This is a genomic window from Dyadobacter linearis (assembly GCF_907165045.1).
GTDB lineage: Bacteria > Bacteroidota > Bacteroidia > Cytophagales > Spirosomataceae > Dyadobacter > Dyadobacter linearis.
Genome location: NZ_CAJRAU010000001.1, coordinates 1,086,112 through 1,103,168, shown reverse-complemented (window position 1 = coordinate 1,103,168; position 17,057 = coordinate 1,086,112). Strand labels below are relative to the sequence as shown.

At 46.1% G+C, this 17,057-nt stretch carries 20 protein-coding genes; 10 read left to right on the top strand and 10 right to left on the bottom strand.

Translation table 11 applies throughout. From position 1 onward, the window contains the following. Window positions 1-27: 27 nt before the first annotated feature. The 3 genes from KOD92_RS04535 to KOD92_RS04525 form a co-directional block, all read right to left on the bottom strand. Window positions 28-1,248: an aminotransferase class V-fold PLP-dependent enzyme gene (locus KOD92_RS04535; protein ID WP_215232309.1), complete on the bottom strand. Its 1,221-nt coding sequence runs from the start codon at window positions 1,246-1,248 to the stop codon at window positions 28-30. Window positions 1,249-1,541: 293 nt separating this feature from the next. Further along, the gene (locus KOD92_RS04530; protein WP_229254518.1) at window positions 1,542-2,639 is read right to left on the bottom strand and encodes a lactonase family protein; all 1,098 of its coding nucleotides are present in this window, start codon (window positions 2,637-2,639) and stop codon (window positions 1,542-1,544) included. A 44-nt stretch (window positions 2,640-2,683) separates the two neighbouring features. Next, window positions 2,684-3,421 (bottom strand): carbohydrate-binding family 9-like protein, encoded by a 738-nt coding sequence (locus KOD92_RS04525; RefSeq protein ID WP_215232308.1) that lies wholly within the window; start codon window positions 3,419-3,421, stop codon window positions 2,684-2,686. Between the two features lie 226 nt (window positions 3,422-3,647). Here KOD92_RS04525 and KOD92_RS04520 point away from each other — a divergent pair, with 226 nt between their 5' ends. The 4 genes from KOD92_RS04520 to KOD92_RS04505 all read left to right on the top strand — a co-directional run bounded on the left by KOD92_RS04520 (window position 3,648) and on the right by KOD92_RS04505 (window position 7,106). Beyond that, window positions 3,648-3,953 carry a hypothetical protein gene (locus tag KOD92_RS04520; RefSeq protein ID WP_215232307.1) on the top strand — a complete coding sequence of 102 codons (306 nt, stop codon included), beginning with the start codon at window positions 3,648-3,650 and terminating at the stop codon, window positions 3,951-3,953. A gap of 130 nt (window positions 3,954-4,083) precedes the next feature. Next, window positions 4,084-5,619: an MFS transporter gene (locus tag KOD92_RS04515; protein WP_215232306.1), complete on the top strand. Its 1,536-nt coding sequence runs from the start codon at window positions 4,084-4,086 to the stop codon at window positions 5,617-5,619. A gap of 34 nt (window positions 5,620-5,653) precedes the next feature. Next, entirely contained in the window at window positions 5,654-5,905 is a 252-nt protein-coding gene (locus KOD92_RS04510) for a DUF6814 family protein (RefSeq protein ID WP_215232305.1), read from the top strand. A 4-nt stretch (window positions 5,906-5,909) separates the two neighbouring features. Continuing rightward, window positions 5,910-7,106 carry an acetyl-CoA C-acyltransferase gene (locus KOD92_RS04505; RefSeq protein WP_215232304.1) on the top strand — a complete coding sequence of 399 codons (1,197 nt, stop codon included), beginning with the start codon at window positions 5,910-5,912 and terminating at the stop codon, window positions 7,104-7,106. Here the strand turns inward: KOD92_RS04505 and KOD92_RS04500 are convergent, their stop codons facing one another. Then, a complete protein-coding gene (locus KOD92_RS04500) occupies window positions 7,107-7,610 on the bottom strand; it encodes a GtrA family protein (RefSeq protein ID WP_215232303.1) in 504 nt (167 codons plus the stop codon). 194 nt (window positions 7,611-7,804) lie between these two features. Between KOD92_RS04500 and KOD92_RS04495 the strand changes: the two genes are divergently transcribed. Then, a complete protein-coding gene (locus tag KOD92_RS04495) occupies window positions 7,805-8,323 on the top strand; it encodes a hypothetical protein (protein WP_215232302.1) in 519 nt (172 codons plus the stop codon). An 11-nt stretch (window positions 8,324-8,334) separates the two neighbouring features. Beyond that, on the top strand, window positions 8,335-8,835 hold the full coding sequence (locus tag KOD92_RS04490) for a hypothetical protein (RefSeq protein WP_215232301.1): 501 nt from the start codon (window positions 8,335-8,337) through the stop codon (window positions 8,833-8,835). Here KOD92_RS04490 and KOD92_RS04485 read toward each other — a convergent pair whose 3' ends face one another. From KOD92_RS04485 to KOD92_RS04475, 3 genes are all read right to left on the bottom strand, one after another. After that, window positions 8,836-9,846, bottom strand: coding sequence for an SMP-30/gluconolactonase/LRE family protein (locus KOD92_RS04485; RefSeq protein WP_215232300.1), 1,011 nt, complete (start codon window positions 9,844-9,846; stop codon window positions 8,836-8,838). Between the two features lie 61 nt (window positions 9,847-9,907). Beyond that, complete coding sequence (locus tag KOD92_RS04480) at window positions 9,908-11,446, bottom strand: alpha-amylase family glycosyl hydrolase (RefSeq protein ID WP_215232299.1); 1,539 nt, start codon at window positions 11,444-11,446, stop codon at window positions 9,908-9,910. 9 nt (window positions 11,447-11,455) lie between these two features. Continuing rightward, window positions 11,456-12,034: a Maf family protein gene (locus KOD92_RS04475; RefSeq protein ID WP_215232298.1), complete on the bottom strand. Its 579-nt coding sequence runs from the start codon at window positions 12,032-12,034 to the stop codon at window positions 11,456-11,458. Window positions 12,035-12,125: 91 nt separating this feature from the next. Here KOD92_RS04475 and KOD92_RS04470 point away from each other — a divergent pair, with 91 nt between their 5' ends. Together KOD92_RS04470 and KOD92_RS04465 are read left to right on the top strand one after the other, a co-directional pair. Further along, the gene (locus KOD92_RS04470) at window positions 12,126-12,581 is read left to right on the top strand and encodes a MarR family winged helix-turn-helix transcriptional regulator (protein WP_215232297.1); all 456 of its coding nucleotides are present in this window, start codon (window positions 12,126-12,128) and stop codon (window positions 12,579-12,581) included. 60 nt (window positions 12,582-12,641) lie between these two features. Continuing rightward, window positions 12,642-13,250, top strand: a complete 609-nt coding sequence (locus KOD92_RS04465) for a YceI family protein (protein ID WP_215232296.1) — start codon at window positions 12,642-12,644, stop codon at window positions 13,248-13,250. A 72-nt stretch (window positions 13,251-13,322) separates the two neighbouring features. Here the strand turns inward: KOD92_RS04465 and KOD92_RS04460 are convergent, their stop codons facing one another. Continuing rightward, on the bottom strand, window positions 13,323-14,780 hold the full coding sequence (locus tag KOD92_RS04460) for a TlpA family protein disulfide reductase (RefSeq protein ID WP_215232295.1): 1,458 nt from the start codon (window positions 14,778-14,780) through the stop codon (window positions 13,323-13,325). Window positions 14,781-14,890: 110 nt separating this feature from the next. After that, window positions 14,891-15,340, bottom strand: coding sequence for a type I restriction enzyme HsdR N-terminal domain-containing protein (locus KOD92_RS04455; RefSeq protein WP_215232294.1), 450 nt, complete (start codon window positions 15,338-15,340; stop codon window positions 14,891-14,893). Window positions 15,341-15,391: 51 nt separating this feature from the next. Between KOD92_RS04455 and KOD92_RS04450 the strand changes: the two genes are divergently transcribed. Together KOD92_RS04450 and KOD92_RS04445 are read left to right on the top strand one after the other, a co-directional pair. Next, window positions 15,392-16,165 (top strand): AMP nucleosidase, encoded by a 774-nt coding sequence (locus tag KOD92_RS04450; RefSeq protein ID WP_215232293.1) that lies wholly within the window; start codon window positions 15,392-15,394, stop codon window positions 16,163-16,165. A gap of 16 nt (window positions 16,166-16,181) precedes the next feature. After that, window positions 16,182-16,559, top strand: coding sequence for a globin domain-containing protein (locus tag KOD92_RS04445; protein ID WP_215232292.1), 378 nt, complete (start codon window positions 16,182-16,184; stop codon window positions 16,557-16,559). A gap of 222 nt (window positions 16,560-16,781) precedes the next feature. Here KOD92_RS04445 and KOD92_RS04440 read toward each other — a convergent pair whose 3' ends face one another. Beyond that, a complete protein-coding gene (locus KOD92_RS04440; RefSeq protein ID WP_215232291.1) occupies window positions 16,782-17,051 on the bottom strand; it encodes a hypothetical protein in 270 nt (89 codons plus the stop codon). Window positions 17,052-17,057 lie beyond the last annotated feature (6 nt).

Sequence of the window (17,057 nt, the reverse complement as noted above, 5' to 3'; positions counted from 1 at the left end):
CTTAGGTACTGCTATTCCGGAATGCGATCAGACAACTGCTTTCGACAGCTCTTCTTTCAGTCTGGTAGCAACTATTTTTTCTTCTCCCGGCTTCAACATCCAGGTGGTTATAGTCAGCGTATTGTTCTCGCCGGGCATGATTTCAATCGACGGGCTTCCATCCCGCAGGTTTTGCTGCAACACTTTTACGGGCAGCCATACCTTCGTGGCATCCCAGGAGATCCGCAGGGTAGGCGTGTGGTTTCCTAATTCAGGGGCGAACGTTTCTACATTTACACCGGCCACGCTTTTCGCCGCATTCCTGATTGTTGCCGCGCGATCTTCCCACATTTTCCACTCCTTTTTGTGGTCCATTTTGACAAATTTGTCGAGCGCCACGTACATACCCAGGATTTCTTCCTTATTCACCTTCATTCCCCGGCCGATTGTCGAGCCACGTGGCGGCATGCTCAGTCGCGCCGCGTCGATCAGGTGTTTTCTGCCCATCAAAATTCCCGCGCTCTGTGGCCCGCGCATTGCTTTTCCACCCGAAACGCAAACCAGGTCAAAGCCCATATCATTGAATTTCCAGAGATTTTCAACGGGCGGAACGTCGGCCGCCATATCGATCATCGTCGGGATACCATTCTTTTTCGCGATCTCAACCCATTGCTGGTGGTTGATCTGGCCTTTGTCCGATTGAATATGCAGGAACCAGAGCAGCGCGGTCTTCTCATTGATGGCCTTCTGTAATTCCTCGATCGTCTCGATCTGGATGATTTTGCAGCCTGTATTGGTCAGTGCGTGCGAATAGCCGATATCGTGTCCTTTCTGAATAATTACTTCCGATTTCATCCCGGTACCTTCCAGATGCGGCAGTGCCTCGACCTTTTTCTGGTCCATTCCGGTCAGTACTCCCGCGAGTCCGAGTGTTAATGCCGAAAAACAGCCCGCCGTAACCACCGCAGCTTCCGCGTGCGTCAGTGCCGCGATCTTTTCGCCCACTTTCGTCTGCACCTCGTCCAGCATCATAAATTCCTTCCCAGCGCCTTGTATCGTTTCCATCACTTCCTCGTGCATCAGCGAGCCAGTCATCGCAGTGTAGGTTCCAGCGGCATTGATGAATGTGCGGATCCCCAGTTCTTTGGCCAGGTTCCTGGCTGGTACTTTCGCAACAAGCCCGGCAGCTTCTGCTCCGTTTTGCCCTAGAAATCCGCCCAGAAGAGGAAAGGCGGACAAATGCTTGATTAAATCTCTGCGATTGATCATAATGGTTCAGGACTATTTAATTACGCTGTTTTAAGAATTTTTGGAATACTCTTAAATAAGGATGCAGGAAATATGTGCGAATACTCTTCTGGTAGCTTTATTTTTTTTGATATGCGCAATTTATAGAATAAAGTTTGGTCAATATAGCAATTGTAGTTCTTTTGTTTTGATGAAAATTATGGATTTTTGAAACGGGTGTTCGAACACAGTACAAAACAGAAAAGCCTGCTGAACGCGACTTCTTGCGCTCATGCAGGCTCTTTTTTTACTTGTATTTCGAGAAATTAGAAAGGCTATTTCAGGAAAAGCTGTTTGACGCAAACTGGCGTAGGCACGGTGATCTCCTTGTTTGCGAACGTCAGCTGTCCGGATTTTGCGTCCATTTTAAAGAATACCAGATTGTCATTATCGCGGTTGGCGACGATCGCGAATTCCCCCTTTTCATCGATCAGAAAATTCCGGGGATGCTTTCCATGCGTTTCTACGTGACCAGCTGATTTCAGTTTACCGGTTGCAGCGTCGACACTGTAAATCGCCAGACTTTCGTGGCCCCGGTTAGAAGCGTACAGAAATTTTCCATCCGGTGAAAAGTGAATATCAGCGGCAGAATTTTTGCCCTTAAAGTCAGCCGGCAACATGGTAACACGTTCCAGCGGCACGAGCGCGCCTGAATTTTTCACGATCTTAAATGAATTGACCACCGAACTCAGTTCTCCTACTGAGTAACCAAAATTCCCGTTTGGGTGGATCACAAAATGCCGTGGGCCATCGCCTTTTTGTACTTCTGCGTAAGGTACTGAGCCGGGCGTCAGTTTACCTGTGTTAGCGTCAATAGCATAGAGCATTATTTTATCAATACCCAGATCGGAAGCGTATACAAATTTTCCATCGGCACTTGGTATCATTGAATGCATGTGCGGCTTCTGGTCAGCGGCACCTTTGTTCTGGATCGTGTCGGTCAGCGCACCGATGCTGCCGTCCTGGTTCAGCTTATATACAGCAAGGTCGCCGCTGCCGTAATTGGAAACGTACACAAACCGGCCTTTCGGATCCACACCGATGTGGCAAGACCCGCTTCCGTGCGAAGGCTGCTCATTGATCACAGTCAGCTTTCCCGTAGCCGGGTCGATCGCGTAAGCTGAGACGGTCCCCGTTCCTTCGTTGGCCGCGTACAGGTATTTTTTGTTGGGATGAAATTCCAGAAAAGACGGGCTGGTTTTGCTGGTAATGATCTGTAACTCTTTGACAGACATATTACTTCGGTCCAGCTCATACACGTAAATACCTTCTCCTTTTTGCGTGTAAGTGCCCACATACAGGATCTCTTTGGTCTTTTGTGCGAATGTTGTCATAGCGATCAGGCAAAGCAGGGTCAGAATGGTTAATCTCATGGGTTTAGTAATTGGTTGGTATAAAATAAAATTGCGAAGCAGCATTACTCGAAGATCAGTGTGCCGAATTTCTGGAATTCGTGGAAGCTGCCACCCGTTTTCTGCCACGAATAATAGGCAGTTTCCGAATCGTAATCAATGCGGTAAAAGTTGCCCCTCCATTTGGTTCCTTTCTTTGGGATCGATGGTACGATCGGGTTCATCAATGCGAAAGGAATAAAAAACTCCGCTTTCCAGCCTTCTACTGAGGCCATACTCTTTTTCTGTCCGCCCTGCACGCTGGTTTCGTGGTGCACGCGCGTACTTTCATTGTAGATCCACGGCTTCCAACCCTGTGCTTTTCCATTGATATTGGGCACCAGAATCGGCAGCTCGTAATTGAGCGGCGATACTTCATATTCAAGGTAAATGGGCACTTTGGTGTCTGGCCAGAGAAAAACTTCGACTACGTCCTCTTTAAACAACATTCCGTAATCTTCCAGAATAGTTGCGGTCAGTTTCTTGTCGGTGCAGTCGAAAAGGAAGTAAATGCCTTTATCCGAATACATGATCTTGACTTTGGTCGGATATTGTTTGCCGGGAGCGGCCTGTTTGGGACCTTTTTGTACGGTAATATCAAACCACTTTGCGGCCGCCCAGTTAGCGGCGGTACCTTCTCCATTTACTTTAAAATCGGTTGTTCTTTTGACGACAAGTGAGGAATCAGTATATGCGGCTGCGCTAACATAATGGGAAAAGGCGCATACAATGAAGCACAGGAATACAGCAATTCTTTGGGTCATGGTCAGGCTCTTTGGGTTAGGATGGTAGGAACAGGATTGGAGTGTGGTTATTTGTAGTCAGGTGGGGTCGCAGCAATTTCATCAGGTTTTTACATTTTACCAAATGATTAACAATATGTACCATTTGCTGGATGAAGCGCGCAGCAACGCATTTAAGAAGCGTCTTGGAACGATTATTTAAACAGTACTTGCCAAATAATTAGTAGAACTTTTAACTTCAAATGTCATGATACGCGAAAGAGGAGAGCCTGCTATTGCAGATACAAGCAAACCCATTATTGAACCACCTGTTTTTCCTGATTATCCCACCAATACCCAGCAATCAAGGCCGATCGCAGAAGATCCGAGCATTGTCGGCGGAAATGGCGACGACGATGATGAGGATCTGCTGGATGAAGAAACCGATGATGAGGTTATTGAAGACGAAGACACAGTAGCCGACGAGTTCGATGCAGATATTGACGACCGCGAGGTTGTTATTGAAGACGGTGATGAGATCATCGATGCGGACGACGAAGACGACGACATCTAGTATCGGAAACGATCTGTTTTGAAAAGCCCTTTGGACAAACTCCTGAGGGCTTTTCCTTTATTAATGAGTATCGGGAAGGGGGTTGCGCCTTATTCAGCTAAAATCTGTTTTTCTCACTTTTCCCAAACCCATGCGTTCCGAGAATCCAAATGCTACCCAGAGTATTACCCAGGTAATTGCCGCTTCGTCACTTGGTACATTAATCGAATGGTATGATTTCTACATTTTCGGCAGCCTCGCCGTCATCATCGGGCAACAGCTGTTTCCCAGCGACGCAGGTGCTTCCGCATTGATCAATACACTCGCGATTTTCGCTGCGGGATTCATTGTAAGACCATTCGGCGCGTTGGTTTTTGGTAGATTGGGGGATTTGATCGGGCGGAAATATACTTTTCTGCTCACATTGGTTTTAATGGGCGGCTCCACCTTTTTGATCGGGTTAATACCTTCCTATTCAAGCATCGGTTACGCAGCGCCTATTCTGGTTTTGATATTGCGGCTTGTGCAGGGACTGGCTTTGGGCGGCGAGTATGGTGGTGCTGCAACCTATGTAGCAGAGCATGCGCCCGTAGGGAAACGGGGATTCTTCACCAGCTGGATACAGACCACCGCAACACTCGGACTGTTCCTTTCGCTAGGTATTATCGTGCTGACTAAGAATATGTTAGGAAGTGAAGCTTTTGCCGACTGGGGCTGGCGGATCCCGTTTTTGGTGTCTATTCTGTTGGTTGGCGTTTCCATTTATATCCGCATGAAAATGCACGAATCTCCCGTTTTTACCAAGCTGAAAGCGGAAGGAAAAGTGTCGGCAAATCCTTTGAAAGAGAGTTTTCAGAAAAAGGCGAACTTCAAAATGGTATTGCTTGCGCTTTTCGGGGCGACAATGGGGCAGGGGGTTATCTGGTACACCGGGCAATTTTACGCGCAATCTTTTCTTGAAAATACCTGCAAACTGGATTTCAATGAATCCAGATATATCCTGCTCTGGGCCATACTTTTTGCGACGCCGTTTTTTGTGGTATTCGGATCGTGGAGCGATAAAGTGGGCAGGAAATGGATCATGCTGACTGGAATGCTGCTGGGAGTAATATGTTACCGACCTATTTATCAATATTTTATCGATGCTACTAATGTGCGGGAGTTTGAGAAAACAAGTCTTGCCAATGTTTCAGAGCCGGTTACAGAACGCGGCTTGGCTACTAACAAAACGGATTCGCTGATTACGACAACTGTGGTAAAAACGCTGGCAAGCGGGATGACATTTAAAGAGGTAAAAACGGAAACAATAGCAGCCGGACAAATCGGTTCTTCGTCCGAATCGGCTGTCGCAATCAAGGATGTAACGTTATCCAGCTCCACTTACATCATGGTGATCGCGCTGGTTTTCTTCCAAGTTTTGCTGGTTACAATGGTGTACGGGCCTATTGCCGCGTTTCTGGTCGAGCTTTTCCCGACTCAGATCCGCTACACTTCGATGTCGCTTCCTTACCATATCGGAAATGGGGTATTTGGAGGTCTGGTGCCATTCATCGCCACGCTGGTCGCTTCTTTCAGTGGCTCCACGCCACTTTCCGGGCTCTGGTACCCGATAGGTATCGCTGCGCTGTCCTTCGTGATCGGCGCGGTTTATATTAACAACCGGGTCGATAATAATGTGATGGATTAAGATATTGATTTCAAAAACATATATATAGCTTACTATGAATGCTTTAAAGAAATTTTTGGGTCTGGTTTGGATGTTACTGGGACCTGTTATCATACTTTTTTTGTTTATGCAGGCGAGCGATAAGATCGGGCTGGCGGCAGAAGGAATAGATCGGACCAATACGACTTTGCAATGGTCGATCATCATATTGATTTTTATTCCGATTTGCGCCGGACTCGTGATTTTCGGTTATTACGCGTGGAAAGGCGAGTACGAACACTTGCCCGAGAGTTCATCGGCATTGTAAGCACATGAAAGAAGAAGTATATATCCTGGCTGCGGCCCGCACACCTATCGGAAGTTTTGGGGGAAGTTTGTCCTCGGTTCATGCAGCCAGACTGGGCGCCACAGCTATTCAGGCGGCTTTATCCAAATCGGGCGTGGATGCGGGACAGGTGGATGAAGTATTGATGGGGAATGTGGTTTCTGCTAATCTGGGCCAGGCGCCGGCCCGCCAGGCGGCGATATATGCCGGCTTGCCGACAAGCGTAATTTGCACGACAGTCAATAAAGTGTGCGCTTCCGGCATGAAAGCAACGGTTTTCGGGGCACAATCGATTCAACTGGGCGATGCGCAAGTGGTAGTTGCAGGCGGAATGGAGAGTATGTCGCAGATTCCCTATTATTTACCCAAAGCGAGAAACGGATATGGTTATGGCCACGGCGAGATCGTCGACGGGTTACTGAAAGACGGACTGACCGACGTATATGATCAGATCGGGATGGGCCTGTGCGGCGACCGGACAGCCGCGGAATACAAGATCAGTCGGGAGGAGCAGGATGAATTTGCTATTTTATCCTACAAAAGAAGCGCAGCATCAACCGAAGCCGGGCTATTCTCAGAAGAGCTGGTACCTGTTGAAATCCCTTCTCCAAAAGGCGGCGACTCCACGTGGGTAAGCGAAGACGAAGAATTCAGGAAAGTTAAGTTTGATAAAATACCTTCTTTGAAACCCGTTTTTTCAAAAGACGGAACAGTCACCGCAGCCAATGCTTCTACGATCAACGACGGAGCGACAGCATTGGTTTTGGCAGGAAAGGAAATTGTGAATGCTGGAAACCTGGTACCTCTTGCCAGGATCGTGGCGTATGCAGATGCCGAGCAGGATCCCGCCTGGTTCACGACGACGCCCGTTTTGGCTACACAAAAAGTGTTGAAAAAGGCAGGCTTAACTATCCAGGATATTGATTACTTCGAAGTAAATGAGGCATTTGCGGTTGTTGCGCTGGCTTACATTAAAATGCTGGACCTGGATATTGAGCGGGTCAACGTATTTGGAGGAGCGGTATCACTTGGACATCCGCTGGGTGCATCGGGCGCGCGCATTATCACAACTTTACTATCGGTATTAAAACAAAGAAACGGAAGATACGGACTTGCGGCAATCTGTAACGGCGGCGGTGGCGCTTCGGCTGTGATCGTCGAGCGGCTCGTCGAGCGGCTTTGATTATTTGATCAACACTTTCAGGCGATCATAAAAACCTGTGCTCTTGAATGTGAAGGTTTTGTGAAGAATGTAGTTACTCACAAAGCTGCATCCCTGACCGAAAATATAACACGCCATTTCGGTGATATTCGCCTCTTTTTTACCGAAAGGTAGTTTTGCCTGGTAAATATCAAAGCCGAGCGTATTCGTCACTACATAATACGAAATGTCGGCGCCTAGTTTTGTTACAATTAAAGAGAAGGTTGCGACCATAAAAAACTTCACCATTTCGCGTCGCGTCTGGTTACTGCGGCGCGCGTCGAATGCGAAAAGTTTGGTGAGGATAAATCCCCAGATTAGCCCAACGAGATAAGAAGGGACAATGGAATCGCTCCACGAAATACCGAACCAATCCTGAATTAAACTGCTGGAAACTAACTGAATAACTGCCCCGGTGCCTGCAACAAGAAAATAAGCGATTAAATCTTTTGCATTAAAAATCTGACTCTTTCTTACTTCGGCCACGTGTGCAGGTGTTGGTTAAATACGGCTGGATACTCAAATGAGGCTCAATATTAGAAAGAAAATGGTCTCTAACCAAAACCGCCAACCTAATTTGATTCACTGGAAAATGTGTCTGCAACCGCCCGTACATGGCACTGTTTTTGTTCTGTTTTAACTTTTAAAGTAAAGTAATAACTGAAATCATGCTTGCGAATATGAAAACGCTACTTCTGCTATCCATCCTTTTTCTTTCTGCCACCACCGCATTTTCACAAACCCAGGATTGGGCATTCGGTGTTGAGGTGGGCGAGCCGATCGGGGTAAGTATCAGGAAATATGGCGAAAGAAATGCACTGGATATTAGTGTGGGTACGTATATCGGTCTTTTTAAAGATAAGCAGAACTACAAAGTGAGCAACGATGATCTGGGCAGTGTCGGGATTATGTTCAATGCTTCCTACGAATGGTACGTGCCACTTCTGAACGAGCGGATATCGGCATACGCCGGGCCAGGTGTGCAGGTGAATTCGAGAAGATATTATCCAAACCGTAATATCAAGGAAGTGCATACTACCAATATTTCCCTGGGCCCGTCGGGTACAGTTGGACTGGAATTCTTTTTCGCCCGCAAACCGGCTTCGTTTTTCGTAGAAGGCGGGGGATACCTTGAATTAATTCCCAAAATATTCTACTTTAATCCTACCCTTAGCGTTGGGCTAAGACATAACTTTTAATCAGCATTCAAGTGAAAAAAGCACAAATTATCCTGTACGTAACTGCATTGGCACTCATTCAGTTATCGTGCTCTTCCACGCTGCAAAAAAGGTATGACCAGCGCCACGGAACAACCAGCTACGACACCGATTCAGACAGGTACCGAAGTTCAAATTCCAGTTCGTCCGATGAGACTTACCGCCGGGATTACAGCAAAGCAACCGACACAAATGTGCGCGCCTCCGACGGAAACCTGCTGGCGCAATATGAGGAAATGGATAAGGTAGGCGACCTGGTTTTGTATGAGCTGGACATTCTGGAAAGAAGATATGATGTGCTGATCAATGAATACAAAACGGCAAAATCATCTTCAAGAGAAGTGATTTCGAACGAGCTCGATCGTATTCAGGATGATGAAAAAGTGCTTTATAAAGCTTATACCAATATTTATCGCAACGGAAAGAACAACTGGCCCGTGGTAAAATCGCAGGTGGAGAACACTTTAAGGTCAGTGCGCCGGGTTGACAAATAATTACCAGCCAGCACCTTTTGTCTGCGTTTTGATCCTGCAAACGTACCCGTCAACGGTCATATAAAGTGTTGAACCGTCATTTCCCCAGGTGCAGTTAGAGGTAAGTTCGTTCATTTCAATGCGTCCTAGGAGTTTTCCTGCCGGGGTCAGGATCAGCATTCCGCCTGGTCCCGACGACCAGAGATTGCCGTCTTTATCTACTTTCAATCCGTCAGGAAGTCCGGCTTTCCCGGCTTTCAACATCGGCGTCGCGTCGTATACCAGTTTGCCTGTCCCAATTTTTCCGGTCGCATCCACAGGATAGGACATGATAATCGCTTTTTCAGGATCCGACTGCGCTACGTATAAAGTTTTGCCGTCGGGTGAAAATGCTAGTCCGTTCGGTCTGGTCAGGTCTGCTATTTCCTGCGTTATCTTTCCATCTTTGGCAATTCTGTAAACACCGAACTGTGCGATTTCCCGAGTCGGATCGGCGTGTTTCTTATTCATTCCATAGGGCGGGTCTGTGAAGTAGTAGCTGCCGTTTGTATGCTCCGTAATATCGTTTGGACTATTAAAACGTTTTCCCTCGAAATTGCCCGCCAGCGTCACTTTTCCTCCTACATTAAGCGGCATCGCAGATATTCTCCTGTCTCCGTGCTCGCAGGAAACCAATCTTCCTTTGCTGTCTATGATCAATCCGTTGCTGCCGGGTTCGTCGCTGTAAATACCTTTGCCGGTATAGCCCGACGGTTCCAGAAAAGTAGAAAGTCCATCTTTTTCATCCCACTTATAAACCCTGTTTTTTGGAACATCCGAAAACAGCAAAAATCCGCCTTCCTTGACCCAAACCGGCCCTTCCGACCATTCGAAACCCGAGGCCAGCACTTCAATTTTCGCGTCTTTTGCAATCAGTTTTTCAAAAGACGGATCCTCATAAATCACCTTTCCCATTGTGGGATAGTTCTTTTGGGCAAATGCAAGTTGGGTAATGAGCAATGCAGGCAGAAGCAGTCGGGAAGCAATTTTCATATACAAAAATGAATGTGCGGTTAAATGGGATCTGTTTAAAAAGGGGTTTGCGTCACTGCAACTACTGTCCGATAAGCGGAGAATCGGCTTGCTCTGGATTTGCCGCCAAAATGAGCGATGAATAGGCGCTCAGATTTCCACCCGTGAATTGACCAAAAATTCCAGGATCATTGGAGAAGATTACATGGCGAAAGTCGCTTAATATGCCCGGCAGCGTAATCTGCTTTTTCAAGCCACTCAGGTTATGAATAACCAGCAGCGGGCTGGATTCGTGTGTCCGCAGAAACGCCATCAGCTGATCGTCATACAGGTTGACAGAGGCCAGATTCGGTTCGAAAATCTGACCCAGCGCCGGCTGTTTTTTGCGTAAATGGATCAGCGATCGGTAGTGACAATAGATAGAATGCGGATCGCCGGTTTGCCTCGAAAGCGGCTTGACGGTTTTGGTAGTAGTGAATTTCGCGTCGATCCAGTGGGTGATTTCCTTGGTATCTTCCTCATTATCAGACCACAAAAATGGTTCCCGAATGTGTGGATCGGGTTTGGAACCCAACATTCCTATTTCTTCCCCGTAATAAATGTAAACCTGGCCAGGCAATGTAAGCAGCATGCTGGCAGCCAGTTTAATCTTTTCTTGATGGTTCTCAACCACACTTCCAATCCGCTCCTGATCGTGGTTGGTGAGCATGATAGCGTCTATAAAATGCGGGTTATATTGGGCAAAAAGCGTGTAGCTTTCAAGCAGCTTTTCGACCAGATTTTCGTCCCGTTCACTTATCAGAATGCGTTGCAATGCAAAACTGAGGTCGAAATGAAAGGTAGCGTCGAGGTGATTGAAGTAAGGTGCAACTTCTTCTGTTTCAGCCCAAACTTCCCCCACTGTAAATGCATTCGGGTTGCTTTTTTTGATCAATCCCGCAAAGAAGTCCCAGAATTCAAGACTATGCTGTTTCTCCCATTCCGGATAAATATGTCGCGCTGCATCCAGTCTGAAACCGTCCACGCCAATTTCCACCAGCCAGAAATCGATGATCTTTTCCAGCTCCGTGCGCAATGCAGGGGAATGGTAGTTGAGATCGGGCATTCCTACATAAAACAGCCCGTAATATTTTTCCTGATCTTCCTGGTTATCGTGCCAGGGATACACCACCTGCGAATCATCCGAAGTTTCGCGTTCTGCAAGCCCCAAAGTCTCAATTTGCGGCGGCGTCATCCACCAGTAAAATTCGCGGAAACGGTTATCTGCACTTTTGCGGGCTTCTGTAAACCACGGATGCAGCGTACTCGTGTGATTTACGATCAGATCAAGGTAAATCTCGATCTTCCGTTTGTGTGCCTCGTACAACAGTCTGCGGAAATCATATATCGTACCATATTCAGGTTCAATGCCAAAATAATCGACAACATCATATTTGTGGTAGCTCGGTGAGGGGTGAACGGGTGTGAGCCAGATCGCCTCAATGCCCAGATCGGCCAGATAGTCGAGCTTGGAAATAATCCCTTTGAGGTCGCCGATCCCGTCCCCATTGGAATCACAGAAGGAGCGGACGAAGATTTCGTAACAAACCCGGGGAATCAATTTCGATTTGTCAGCGATCATTGTAAACTTTTAATCCCGGAAAAAGGGCTTTAATTTCTGGTAAACAATATGAACAGGCAGACCCATGATCGTATAAAACGATCCTTCAATGCGCTCAATGCCGGTCATTCCGATCCATTCCTGCACGCCGTACGCGCCGGCTTTGTCAAAAGGTTTACATTGTTCAATATAGTACGATATTTCCGAATCCGCCAGCTCGCGGAAATAAACCGTGGCCGTATCTGAGATCGTTTCCATTTGCCCGTCCGTCAGGATCGTCACAGCGGTAACCACATCGTGTGTTTTTCCGGACATCAATCTCAGCATTTCAAAAGCTTCCGCGGCGTCGGCCGGTTTACCAAGAATGCGGTTTTCGGCGATTACAACTGTATCCGCTGTCAATATGATTTTTCCCATTGAATCGTCGACGAAAACTGCGGCTTTCTGTTCGCAGATGTATGCGGCCACGTCTTTGGCGGGCAGATCAGCCGGAAAACTTTCGTCTGTTGGCTTCACATCGATAGTAAATGCAAACCCGGAATCTGTCAGCAATTGTTTTCTTCTGGGTGAATTGGAGGCGAGGATGAGCGGTTTTCGAAGATTAATCATTTTTTTATCAAAGCAGGAACTATCATTTCACTAATAGATGTTACTACATTAAATGTACATACATTATTTATTTACATTCATAGCAGACACCATGTCCATTGAAACTGATATAAAACAAAAAAAATTTCGGAGCCCGTACCAGCGGCTGGCACTGAACCTGATTTATACGACCAACTGGCTGGAATACAAACAATTGGAATTTTTTAAGGGGCATGACATTACACCCCAGCAATACAATGTACTTCGCATTTTGCGCGGTCAGCAAACCGTGCCGATCAAGGTAAGTGATATTACTGAGAGAATGCTCGACAGGAATTCCAATACTTCCAGGCTGGTAGACAAACTGCTGGCGAAAAACCTGGCGAAAAGAACTTCCTGCCCGAATGACAGACGCGCGGTCGACGTCGTGATCACGGAAGAAGGTTTGCAATTGCTTGCGGAGCTGGATCCTCATGTAGACCAGTGGGAAGACCGTTTTAACATTATAACACCCGAAGAAGCTGACCTGATCAGCGCGTTGCTTGACAAGGTTCGGGAAGCTGAATGATAATTTTCACTCTTATTACCATAATTATAATTAACAGTTCAATTTAAAATGAAAACTACAATGAAATCCGTTAAATTTTTCTTCGCATCTCTGGCAGTAGCTGCTTTTGTTTCTGTATCAGTTTCGGCTGAGGATGGCAAGAAAGCCACAAATTTGAAAGTAAACCCCGCTAAAAGTGAGTTAACATGGGTTGGTAAAAAAGTAACGGGCGAGCACACAGGCAAAATCGCATTGAAAGAAGGAACGATCACGATGGACGGCGCAAAATTGACCGGCGGAAAATTCGTTGCTGACCTGAACAGCATTACTTGTACAGACCTTACTGACAAAGAATACAATGATAAATTAATCGGTCACTTGAAATCTGACGATTTTTTCTCGGTTGCAAAACATCCTAATGCTACTTTTGTAGTGACGAAAGCGACTGCAAAATCAGCTGGTGTTTACGACGTAACCGGCGATTTGACGATCAAAGGAATTACCAAACCTGCTACTTTTCCTGTAACAGTTAAAACAACAGCTGCCGGAACTGAAGCAACTGGTAAACTGGTAGTTGACCGCTCGAAATATGACATTAAATACAACTCGAAGTCATTCTTCGAAAACCTTGGCGACAAGATGATCAATGACGATTTTACAATCGACGTGAAATTGGTTGCCGGGAAATAATTTTTCATGGCTAATAGATTGCTTTAAAGCCTGTCCGTTTGTGGCAGGCTTTATTTGTTTGATAGCCGATGTTCATTTACCGGCATTTGCGATTGCCTTTTCAATTTTCGCAGCAATATTCTGGCTCGGACGCTCGGCGAAATTTTCGATGACCTTCCCGTCCGCGCCAATCAGTACGTAATGTGGATATGCGCTGATCAGATATTTTTCTCGAAGTGTCGATGTCCACGAAAAATTCGAGAACAGGTCTATGGTTTTCAGATTAAACCTTTTAGAAGTCGCTTTCCACTTTGGCAGTTGCTGTTCGTCAGCCGCTCCCGGAGTTCCGGTACAAATACTGATGATCTTGACCGGCCTGTTTTTGAACTGCTCGACGAGCTTATTTTCAAAAGGGATTTCCTTAACACACGCCCCGCAGGTCGTGAACCAGAAACTTAGATAAACGACCTGACCTTTGAATTGGCTCAACGAGATCAGAGAATCATTTGAATCAACCAATGCGAAATTGGGTGCCTTATCCCCGGATTTTAACACCTTGATATTGTCCTTCGCGCGGAGCTTAATATAGTCGACAAGATATTGGTATTGAGCCGGAAATGGTCTGTTAAACTTCGTTTCAACCCAATTTGGATTGTCAACTGAACCGCTTAGTTCCCATATTTCGACAAACGGACCAAGTTTCTCTCCTAATTTTTTGTGTACAAATTCGGTAAAACCTCCCAGAGAGATCTCTTGTTTCGACTGCCGCAGTTGTGAAAACATTTCCTCCCTGAGAAATCGCAGGTACTGATAATCGTACATAGCAGCTTCATTTTTGATCATAATCCTTTTTTTGAAGTCATAATAAGAATCGGGAATCACCTGCTTCTTCTTTTGATATTCAATCTGATACCAGACCATGTATACCCTCAGCCAGGCGTCGGAATAATTGAGTTCGTTGCTTTCATAGGTCTTAAACCAGTCGGGCAGTATGTGATTTTTCTGATAGTTGGTCCAGAATTGGTCGTATTGCTGGTACGTCGCGTCCATCATTTTCTTAAATGGTGCCAAGCTTTTGGCGCTCATTCCTTCATTCATACAAGCTTGAATCGGATCGTCCATGACCCGCGTTTTGGCTTGGTAGTACTGCTGTATCTCCTTATTTTTTCCTTCAAATACAACCAATCGTTTTTGTTGAACAGATTGTAAATTGTTTAATACAAGGATACTAATCGTATCTCCGGGAGCGCCTACCAGTTCATAAGTTGAATCTGCAATGGACACATAGATTTTTCCGGTGGCCCTGAACGGACTATGCATGTAGAGTTCATTATTATCAGTTAGAGAATCTTGGAAATGATCGACATCAGATTTGGGAAAGCTGTGATAGGTATTCAGGCTCACAGGAATATTTCCGGATTCCGGCGCAGACTTTATATGCACCGTGATCATACCTTTCAAATCCAGTTTTTTAGGTTGCGGAACATTATGTTGTGCGGAAGCCAAGCTCAGGCCTACAATTAGAATGAAAGCAGTCAGTAAAGTTTTCATTTTAATTGTATATTAAGTTAAATGATATATACTGCTCAAATGTAAGTTATCTATAAACTTTTTCCGACAACAATGGATTATTTTTTGCGAACCTCTGGTGACCAGGCAGACTAAATATTATTAATCCCATAAGCCGGAAAATCGTCCATAAACTCGATTTGGCCGTTGACCGCCTTAAAGCAGTAGTGGCTCATTCCATTGGTAACTGCAAGATATTGAGGTTGTAAGGTGAAATTGTACCGACTGATCTGCGCAAATGTAGCTTCCGTAACCGGCACAAACGGCGCCTTGCATTCGATAAGTAGGAATGGCAGCGAATTGGAAGACAATACCATAATATCGCTTCTTTTGGCAAGGGAATTATATACCAATCCCGTCTCGACTGCGAAAAGCGATTTAGGGTAGCCGTAGTGGGAAATCAGCAAATGGATAAAATGCTGGCGTACCCATTCTTCGGGCGTCAGAGAGACGTATTTCCTTCGGATAATGTCGAAAATATGCGGTTTCCCGTTAACCTGCTTAACTTTATAAGCAAATTCGGGAAGGTTCAGAGATTCCATAGAACGAAGATACGCATCACAACAAACCTGGCCAATTAACGCATTGACTTCATGAATACCAAAGAGCAAATAGTGGAAAACTGGCTCCCGCGCTACACGGGCACGCCGGTGGGGGAGTTTGGAAACTATATTCTCCTGACAAATTTCGGTAACTACGTGACCATGTTTGCAGAGAAGTTCGACGTACCCGTGAGAGGGCAGGGGCGAGCAATGCAAACTGCTACACACAAGGATATTACGATCATCAATTTCGGAATGGGAAGCCCGATGGCGGCTACTGTAATGGATCTGCTGTCAGCGATTAACCCGAAAGCTGTATTGTTTCTGGGTAAATGCGGCGGGCTGAAAAAGACGCAGATCGGCGACCTGATCCTGCCTATTGCGGCGATCCGGGGTGAAGGTACCAGCGACGATTACATGCCGCCAGAAATACCTGCGTTACCCTCGTTCCGGCTCCAAAGCACTGTTTCTGCTAGCATCAAAAAGGCAAAAATGGACTATTGGACGGGCACGGTTTACACCACAAACCGCCGGATCTGGGAGCACGACGACGACTTCAAAGAATACCTGCGGGCGATCCGTGCGATGGCGATCGATATGGAAACGGCGACAATTTTTATAGTGGGTTTTGCGAATTCGATCCCGCACGGTGCATTGCTGCTCGTGTCCGACAATCCGCTTGTTCCCGAGGGCGTGAAAACGGAGGAAAGTGACCAGAAAGTGACGACCAATTTTGTAAAAAAGCATTTAGAAATCGGCATTGAGTCACTGACTGAACTGGCGCGCTCGGGAGAATCCGTGAAGCATATGCGCTTTGAGAATTAAATTAATGCACATCGAAATGGAAAATCAATCCTTATATGAGCGGATAGGCGGCGACGAGGCGCTGCGGATGCTGACTGACAATTTTTACGATCTGGTATTCAGCCACGAGCTCATTTCGCGGTTGTTTAAAACGGATAAGGACCTGATCAAGGAAAAGCAAAGGTTGTTTCTGACACAATTTCTGGGCGGCCCGCAGGCTTATTCGGATGTATACGGTCATCCCATGATGCGCGCCCGCCACATGCCACACACCATCACCGAAGACGACGCAGTAGCGTGGCTGCAATGTATGTCGGAAGCAGTAGGCAAGCTGCCTGTTAGTAAGGAACTGAAAGACGAGTTGTTTAACAGGTTTCCCAGGACAGCGTTTTTTATGGTGAATTCGGAGGGGTGAAATTGGTCTTATTCTGTGAGAGGCTGTTATAAATAAACTGGAACACATCTTCGGCCGAAATGTCGTGGCTGGGTTCGATATCAGTTGTTCCGATATGCTTATGATGTGGGGAGGTATTGATACAAAACACTGCCGTCAAAAAAGCGGGCTTCAATATTCAAATAAAATGATTCTTCCGTCTGTCTGAAATCATTAACAGCGTAGCTCCTGACAAAGTCAGGGTTATCCAGCCATTTGAAAATCTCCATTCCTGATATCAGTGATTTTGGCTGTGATCTCGGATAATAATTGTTGGTAAGCTTTCCACTCGATCAAATCATCCCAAGCTTCAAAATCCTCGGAAGAAGCATTTTTAATTTGATTTTCGAAAGATGCGAGGTCTGCATCATACTTCTTTTCCAGAAATGAAATCTTATCAGAATACACCTGCTTTTGCGACAGATAGTCAAGCAAAACCCAGTTTCCGATTTGTTTTTTACTTAAAGTCAGCACAATATC

What these genes read in the sequence shown, in the direction of transcription:
- KOD92_RS04505 (WP_215232304.1), top strand. Translation starts at nt 5,910, where the DNA reads ATGAAAGAAGAAGTATATATCCTGGCTGCGGCCCGCACACCTATCGGA.
- KOD92_RS04535 (WP_215232309.1), bottom strand. Translation starts at nt 1,248, where the DNA reads ATGATCAATCGCAGAGATTTAATCAAGCATTTGTCCGCCTTTCCTCTT.
- KOD92_RS04495 (WP_215232302.1), top strand. Translation starts at nt 7,805, where the DNA reads ATGAAAACGCTACTTCTGCTATCCATCCTTTTTCTTTCTGCCACCACC.
- KOD92_RS04445 (WP_215232292.1), top strand. Translation starts at nt 16,182, where the DNA reads ATGGAAAATCAATCCTTATATGAGCGGATAGGCGGCGACGAGGCGCTG.
- KOD92_RS04450 (WP_215232293.1), top strand. Translation starts at nt 15,392, where the DNA reads ATGAATACCAAAGAGCAAATAGTGGAAAACTGGCTCCCGCGCTACACG.
- KOD92_RS04465 (WP_215232296.1), top strand. Translation starts at nt 12,642, where the DNA reads ATGAAATCCGTTAAATTTTTCTTCGCATCTCTGGCAGTAGCTGCTTTT.
- KOD92_RS04525 (WP_215232308.1), bottom strand. Translation starts at nt 3,421, where the DNA reads ATGACCCAAAGAATTGCTGTATTCCTGTGCTTCATTGTATGCGCCTTT.
- KOD92_RS04530 (WP_229254518.1), bottom strand. Translation starts at nt 2,639, where the DNA reads ATGAGATTAACCATTCTGACCCTGCTTTGCCTGATCGCTATGACAACA.
- KOD92_RS04485 (WP_215232300.1), bottom strand. Translation starts at nt 9,846, where the DNA reads ATGAAAATTGCTTCCCGACTGCTTCTGCCTGCATTGCTCATTACCCAA.
- KOD92_RS04510 (WP_215232305.1), top strand. Translation starts at nt 5,654, where the DNA reads ATGAATGCTTTAAAGAAATTTTTGGGTCTGGTTTGGATGTTACTGGGA.
- KOD92_RS04515 (WP_215232306.1), top strand. Translation starts at nt 4,084, where the DNA reads ATGCGTTCCGAGAATCCAAATGCTACCCAGAGTATTACCCAGGTAATT.
- KOD92_RS04475 (WP_215232298.1), bottom strand. Translation starts at nt 12,034, where the DNA reads ATGATTAATCTTCGAAAACCGCTCATCCTCGCCTCCAATTCACCCAGA.
- KOD92_RS04460 (WP_215232295.1), bottom strand. Translation starts at nt 14,780, where the DNA reads ATGAAAACTTTACTGACTGCTTTCATTCTAATTGTAGGCCTGAGCTTG.
- KOD92_RS04480 (WP_215232299.1), bottom strand. Translation starts at nt 11,446, where the DNA reads ATGATCGCTGACAAATCGAAATTGATTCCCCGGGTTTGTTACGAAATC.
- KOD92_RS04470 (WP_215232297.1), top strand. Translation starts at nt 12,126, where the DNA reads ATGTCCATTGAAACTGATATAAAACAAAAAAAATTTCGGAGCCCGTAC.
- KOD92_RS04455 (WP_215232294.1), bottom strand. Translation starts at nt 15,340, where the DNA reads ATGGAATCTCTGAACCTTCCCGAATTTGCTTATAAAGTTAAGCAGGTT.
- KOD92_RS04520 (WP_215232307.1), top strand. Translation starts at nt 3,648, where the DNA reads ATGATACGCGAAAGAGGAGAGCCTGCTATTGCAGATACAAGCAAACCC.